At 70.6% G+C, this 5,328-nt stretch carries 10 protein-coding genes; all 10 read right to left on the bottom strand.

The window, feature by feature from the left end:
* Positions 1–10: 10 nt before the first annotated feature.
* Positions 11–802, bottom strand: a complete 792-nt coding sequence (locus VF202_02265) for an ATP-binding protein (protein HEX7038917.1) — start codon at positions 800–802, stop codon at positions 11–13.
* Complete coding sequence (locus VF202_02260; protein ID HEX7038916.1) at positions 799–1,665, bottom strand: hypothetical protein; 867 nt, start codon at positions 1,663–1,665, stop codon at positions 799–801. Before VF202_02260 ends, VF202_02265 begins: the two co-directional genes overlap by 4 nt.
* A 2-nt stretch (positions 1,666–1,667) precedes the next feature.
* On the bottom strand, positions 1,668–1,967 hold the full coding sequence (locus VF202_02255) for a hypothetical protein (GenBank protein ID HEX7038915.1): 300 nt from the start codon (positions 1,965–1,967) through the stop codon (positions 1,668–1,670).
* Positions 1,964–2,737: an N-6 DNA methylase gene (locus VF202_02250; protein HEX7038914.1), complete on the bottom strand. Its 774-nt coding sequence runs from the start codon at positions 2,735–2,737 to the stop codon at positions 1,964–1,966. Before VF202_02250 ends, VF202_02255 begins: the two co-directional genes overlap by 4 nt.
* A complete protein-coding gene (locus VF202_02245; protein ID HEX7038913.1) occupies positions 2,734–2,958 on the bottom strand; it encodes a hypothetical protein in 225 nt (74 codons plus the stop codon). Before VF202_02245 ends, VF202_02250 begins: the two co-directional genes overlap by 4 nt.
* Positions 2,955–3,647 carry a hypothetical protein gene (locus VF202_02240; GenBank protein ID HEX7038912.1) on the bottom strand — a complete coding sequence of 231 codons (693 nt, stop codon included), beginning with the start codon at positions 3,645–3,647 and terminating at the stop codon, positions 2,955–2,957. Before VF202_02240 ends, VF202_02245 begins: the two co-directional genes overlap by 4 nt.
* Positions 3,644–3,817: a hypothetical protein gene (locus tag VF202_02235; protein HEX7038911.1), complete on the bottom strand. Its 174-nt coding sequence runs from the start codon at positions 3,815–3,817 to the stop codon at positions 3,644–3,646. The genes VF202_02240 and VF202_02235 overlap by 4 nt, the downstream gene beginning before the upstream one ends.
* Positions 3,817–4,050, bottom strand: a complete 234-nt coding sequence (locus VF202_02230; protein HEX7038910.1) for a hypothetical protein — start codon at positions 4,048–4,050, stop codon at positions 3,817–3,819. The genes VF202_02235 and VF202_02230 overlap by 1 nt, the downstream gene beginning before the upstream one ends.
* Positions 4,051–4,108: 58 nt before the next feature.
* The gene (locus VF202_02225) at positions 4,109–4,309 is read right to left on the bottom strand and encodes a hypothetical protein (protein HEX7038909.1); all 201 of its coding nucleotides are present in this window, start codon (positions 4,307–4,309) and stop codon (positions 4,109–4,111) included.
* A partial coding sequence (gene bet / locus VF202_02220) for a phage recombination protein Bet (GenBank protein HEX7038908.1) occupies positions 4,309–5,328 on the bottom strand: 1,020 nt, incomplete at its 5' end. The genes VF202_02225 and bet, both read right to left, overlap by 1 nt.

Here is a 5,328-nt window from a genome sequence, read left to right as displayed (position 1 = left end):
AGCTCGAGGGTCACCGCGGCAGCCTCTCGTCCCTGCCCCTGACCTCGACCACGACGCCGGACGCCATGCGGCTGAGGATGGCCGCGGCGCTCTCGCTGTCGGGGCTCAGGTGCTCGGCGGCGGCGGACGGGCGGTGATTCGCGGTGAAGACCGTGCTCTTCTCGTTCGCCCACCTGGCCTCGAGGGCGGCGTAGAACTCCTGGTACACGAACTCGGTCGGTTTCACCTTGCCGAGGTCGTCGAGGATGAGCACGTCGGGGAACGCGAGGTCGGGGCGTGGGGCACCGTCAGGCGCGAAGGACGCGCGGATCTGGGCGAAGAGGGCGACGACGCCGTAGAACGCGACGCGGTGCCCGGCTTCGGCGAGGCGCCGGCCGGTGGCGACGGCGAGGTGGGTCTTGCCGTTGCCGGCGGGGCCCCAGAGGTAGAGGTTCTGGCCGGGTTGGAGGGCCTTGGCGGCGTCGATGGCGGCGGCGTTGCCGGGGTGGCGGCGGAGGGTGTCGAAGGTGTAGCGGCGGTACCTGGCGGGCAGGCGCTCGGTGAACGTCTGGGTGAGGCGCTCGCGTTGCTCGGCTGCCCATTCGTCCTGCAGCTCGCGGAGGCCGGCGTAGTACGGGTGAGAGCGGTCCTTGGGGCGCCAGGCGATGCCGATCCAGGCGAGGTGGCCCGCGTACTCGGCGAGGGTCTGGTCGAGGACCTCGCACTCTTCCGGGGGCAAGTCGGGGCCGCGGCGGGCGTCGTGTCCCTTCGGCAGGCGGAGGAAGTCGACGGCGGCCGTGAGCGGGTCGCGCTGGTCGGTCACAGGCCCTTCTCCCGGTACTGATCCAAGGCGCTGCTACCGCCGCCACCGTTGCCGCCTCCGCCGCGCCGCTTGTCGCGGTCCTTGTCGAGCGGGAAGACTCCCGTCCAGCCGCGCGTGATGGTCTGGCGGAGCATCGCGTCGGCGTCGAGGGGTGTCTTGGCGAGGTCCTTGAGGATGCCCTCGACGGCTGGTGGGGTGAGTGGGCGGCGCATGGCTTTGCGGTGCTCGCAGAAGTCCGCCCAGACGTCGGGGCTGACGAACTCCGGCAGCTCGACGGTCGAGGGGTCGAAGGTCGGCGTTCTGCCCTTCTTGGGCTTGCCGTTCTTCGACGGGGTCTTGGTCTCGCCTACCGCGCGCGCGTGCGCGCGCGGCTCTTGCTCTTGAACTTCTTCTTGAACTTGAACTTGAACTTGAACTTTATCTTCTGCGGTAGCCGCTACGGAGTCGCTACGTAGCTCCTCTGTAGTGGCTCCAGCCATATGCGCGGAGTCGCTCTGCGTGCCGGCTGGGGGTGGCGGGATGATGCTCGGCGCTTCGTGGCTGGGTGTGCCGTCGTCCCTACGCCTGACCTTGTTGTGCTCGTGGAAGTTCGTGACCTCGAGGTAGGTTTCGCCGTCGACCTGGTAGAGGCGGATGAGGCCGACCCTGTGCATGTCCTGCAGTGCAGCCTCGATCTGGTCGTGGGTGAGGTCGAGGAGCGTGTAGACCTGGCCGGCGAGTATGCGGGTGTCGGCGTCGTGCCGTCCTTCTGCATCGACGTGGGGGACCAGCATGAGGTACGCGAGCCTGTGGTCATTGCTCTGGAGGCGCGCGAACTTCTTGCTCGTGCTGATGCTGTTGCTGATGAACCGGCCGCGGGCCACGGTCAGTCACCTCCTGTGTCGAGTTCATGGCGCGGCTCATGCCGTGGCCAGGCCTCCGAGCCTTCTGGAGTGGGGATGCGGGTCCAGAGTTGGTCTGGCTCGACGGTCGTGACGAACTGGCCGCTGCGTAGGGACGTGCCGACCCAGGTGTCGGTCGTGTAGAACCGCCCCGAACGGCTGGGCTGGCCCTTCTCGAGGTAGGCGAGTGAGGGCCTGGCGGTGGAGAAGTCGGGAAGGTAGACGAGGACGGGCTCGCCTTCGGGTGGGAGCGCGTCACCGGCGCGGGTCCAGATGAGGGTCATGCGGTCTCCTGGAAGAGCGGCGGCTGCTCGGCGAGCGGCCCCAGGAGCCTCGGAATCGTCACCGGCTCCCGCGCGGCCCCCTCGTCCGCTCTCTGGAGCCGGTACCGCCAGAGGCCCAGGACGTGAGCTGGCGTCTCGAGGACCTGGTGCGCCTCGAGGATGAGGGTGTCGCCGAGGACGACCACGGCGGGGATGTTGAGGAGGGAAAGCTGCACATAGCACATGTGCGCGGCCGCGCTCTCAACGTCCCAGCAGGTGGCGTGCATCTGCGTCTGGGGGTTGAGGCCGCGTTCGCGCATGGCGGCTGCGAGGGCGATGATCATGCCGCCGGCGCCTGCGGCGGGCTCGTGGACCGTTACGAACCCGCGCTCGCGGATGGTGGCCTCGAGCTGGCCGTCGCTGAGGGTGAGGTCGGCGATGAGACGGGAGAGCTCGTAGGGTGTGAAGAACTGGCCCGCGCCGCGGTCGAGGGCCTCGAGATCGGCGGCGAGCAGGCCGAGTTGGTCGGCGGGCTCAAGGGCAAGGGCTTCGACGAGGTGCGCGAGGATCTCGGCGAACGCCTCCTTGGCGCCCGGGCCGAACCCGTCGAGGATGCGCTCGAAGCGGTCCTCCCGCTCGCGCCAGCTGGGGGCCTGGTGGGGCGTGACGCTGTTCGCGATCGCGAGCGCTGCGGCCTCACACCAGGCGTCGAACGCCTGCCAGGCGCGGTGCCGGGGCGCGAAGGACTCGAGGGTGCGCTTCATGGCCTTGCGGTGGTCGCTGGCGGTCACGGCGCCTCCTCGGGGTCGAGCTCGCGCGCCAGTGCGGCGCCCGCGGCGGTGAGGGCGTACCCGCTGGCGAGCCGGCTGTGGCTGGCGAGCTCGCCGCCGAAGCGTTCCCTGGCGAGGCCGCGGCTGATGAGGGCGCGGACGGTGGCGAGATTGACCGTGCCGCGGCCGGACCGGATCACGGCGAGCTGGCGGCGCATGGCGGGGGTCAGGTCTCGCTTCACGGCCGGCTCCCGACCCCGACCTGAGCGACCTTGGAGCGTTCCAGCCAGCGCTTGCCGGCGTTGCATGCGGGGCAGCCGAAGGTGCCGATGACCTCGCCGGGGTGGCGGGGGCACTCGTCGCCTATGGCTGCGAGACGGATGGGTTCGTGCCTGGCTGGGGGCTCCCAGGTGAAGCGGTGTGGGGCGGCCTCGGCCTGGGGCGCCGGTTGGGGCTCCGACTCTGCCGGGGTCGGGTCGGGCCCCACGGTCGGCTCGGGTTCCTCGAGCTGCGCCGCCGGGGCTTCGGGCTCCGCTGGCTCCTCGGCGGGCTCGGGGGCTGGCCGTCGCGTGACGGACTTGCCCGCGCGGTTGCGGGAGATCGCCTCGCGCATGCACTCGCTGCGGCCGCACGTCCTGCGCCGGCGGAAGTTGTTGAGGCGCTCGCCGGCGTTGCGGGTGAACTCCGCGCCGCAGACGGTGCAGGTTCGGGTCTCGACCGCCGCGCGGGCGCGGGGCTGAGGCGGTGGGGGTGTGGCGTCGGGCGTCGGTTGCCCGATCGGGTTCTCGAGCTGGGCGAGGTCGCGGCCGAGGCCTGCGAGTTCTTCGGCGAACCGGTGGAAGGCGGCGCCGAGGATGCGCGCTTGCCGTTCGAGGCGGTCGTTGCGCTCCTGCAGGCGGCGGTAGAGGACGGGGTCGAGGGTGAGCCTCATGCGGCTTCCCATTCCTCGGGTGCGAGCGGTGGGAGTCCGTGCATCTCGCGGTAGTCGGCTTCGACTTCGCGGGCTACCTGTTCGTCGCTTTTGCGTCCGCGCCACATGAGGGCGAGGAACCCGGCGATGCAGGCGACGTAGAAGAGGAGCGCCCACGCCCAGGCGGGCATCACGCCCTCCCCAGGTCCCTAACGCGGACCGTCACGTTGAGTTCAACGTCGAAGCTCGCCCCGCACTTGGGGCAGGTGAACGGCGCGTGCCGGTTCACGTCGCTCAGAACATCGAGCGGGGCGCTCTCGAGGCGGTAACAACTGAGGACGGGCCAGTCGCTCCCCTTGCTCTGCGCTTCGACTCTCGTGCCGCAGCGCGGGCAGGGGACCAGGACGCTATCGTAGACGCCCATCACGCTCTCCACGGGCTGCGGGCTTTGAGGACGTCGAGCTGCAGGGCGGGTAGGGCGGTCACTGTTCCACCCCGGCTTCCTCTTCCCACTCGGGCTCGACGTACGGCTGCTGCGCGAGCGGCTTGCCGCAGAACGGGCAGAACTTCATGCCGTGCTCGTACGGCTTCCCGCCGACGTCGAAGCTCCAGGCGTTCTCTTCGCAGGCCCACCACACGCCGTCCGCGTCCTCCCGCCACGTGCAATGAGCGGTGCCGGCCATCAGGCCGCCTCCTCGCCGGGAATCTTGAAGTCCACCACCAGCGGCGCCCAATCCTCCGACGTCATGCGAGACAGGCGCTCACCCTCCTCCACCGTCAGGGACGCGCTGCCGTCCGGCAGGCTCCGGCCCACGGCGGCCTCCACCACGCTTTGCGCCTCCTCGGGCGTGAGCTTGTGAGGCTTCAGGGCGGCGGCGATCGCCTTGCGCTGCGTGGCCGTGGCGGGCCCCGTCGACTGGCCGCTCTGCTGGCCCAGCGCGAGAGGCGCGGCCGGTTGGTCCTCATCGTCGGCCGGCTTCGACTCCACGTCGACCACGTCTTCCTCGGTGGAGCGCTGCGCTTGCCCCTCTTCCCACACTCGCTTCGCCTCGGCCGTATTCAGTTCCTGGAGGTCCGTGATGCGCCTGCCGGTCACTTCGCCCGCGAACGCCAGCGGGTCCTCCACGCCCGCCGCGGCGAGCTTCTCCGACAGGCTGGCCGCCTTCGCCGCCGACAGGCGCGGCACGTCCCTGGCGACGGCGGCCGGCGCCGGCTGCTCCGCCTGCGCCATCTCGTCCGTCGTGTACAGGCCCGACAGTTCCTGCGGGAAGGCCCGGCGCAGCGCCAGGCTCTCGGCGCACTTGGCGATCATCACGTCGGGCATCTGCGCCCACATGTGTGTGAGGCTCCCGTCCTTCTTCCGCGAGGCGTACGCGTCGAAGCGCGCCACCGCCCACAGCGGCTCCTGGAAGCCTCGCCGCAGGACGCCGACCTTCGCCGCGGCCGGCGGCTCCGACTCGAGCCACACGTCCCGCCACTGGCCGTCCCGGCCGCACCACAGCGGCCCGAGCTGGCCGGCGTAGTCACCGCTGCGCTGCGCGATGAGGCGCGCGCCGTCGATGCTGATCTGAACGCCCATGACCTCCCGCTTCTCCTGGCTGTCCCAACGCTTGATCGCGTAGATCTGCCGCGCGAACGGATCCAGGCCCGTCCGGTTGCACTGCGCGATGAACAGCTGCAGCTCGTCGTCGCTGGCGCCCTT

Source organism: Trueperaceae bacterium (assembly GCA_036381035.1).
In the GTDB taxonomy this organism is placed as follows: Bacteria; Deinococcota; Deinococci; order Deinococcales; family Trueperaceae; genus DASRWD01.
This window is presented reverse-complemented; position numbering and strand designations above follow the sequence as displayed.

What these genes read in the sequence shown, in the direction of transcription:
- VF202_02255 (HEX7038915.1), bottom strand. Translation starts at nt 1,967, where the DNA reads ATGACCCTCATCTGGACCCGCGCCGGTGACGCGCTCCCACCCGAAGGC.
- VF202_02240 (HEX7038912.1), bottom strand. Translation starts at nt 3,647, where the DNA reads ATGAGGCTCACCCTCGACCCCGTCCTCTACCGCCGCCTGCAGGAGCGC.
- VF202_02235 (HEX7038911.1), bottom strand. Translation starts at nt 3,817, where the DNA reads ATGCCCGCCTGGGCGTGGGCGCTCCTCTTCTACGTCGCCTGCATCGCC.
- VF202_02230 (HEX7038910.1), bottom strand. Translation starts at nt 4,050, where the DNA reads ATGGGCGTCTACGATAGCGTCCTGGTCCCCTGCCCGCGCTGCGGCACG.
- VF202_02225 (HEX7038909.1), bottom strand. Translation starts at nt 4,309, where the DNA reads ATGGCCGGCACCGCTCATTGCACGTGGCGGGAGGACGCGGACGGCGTG.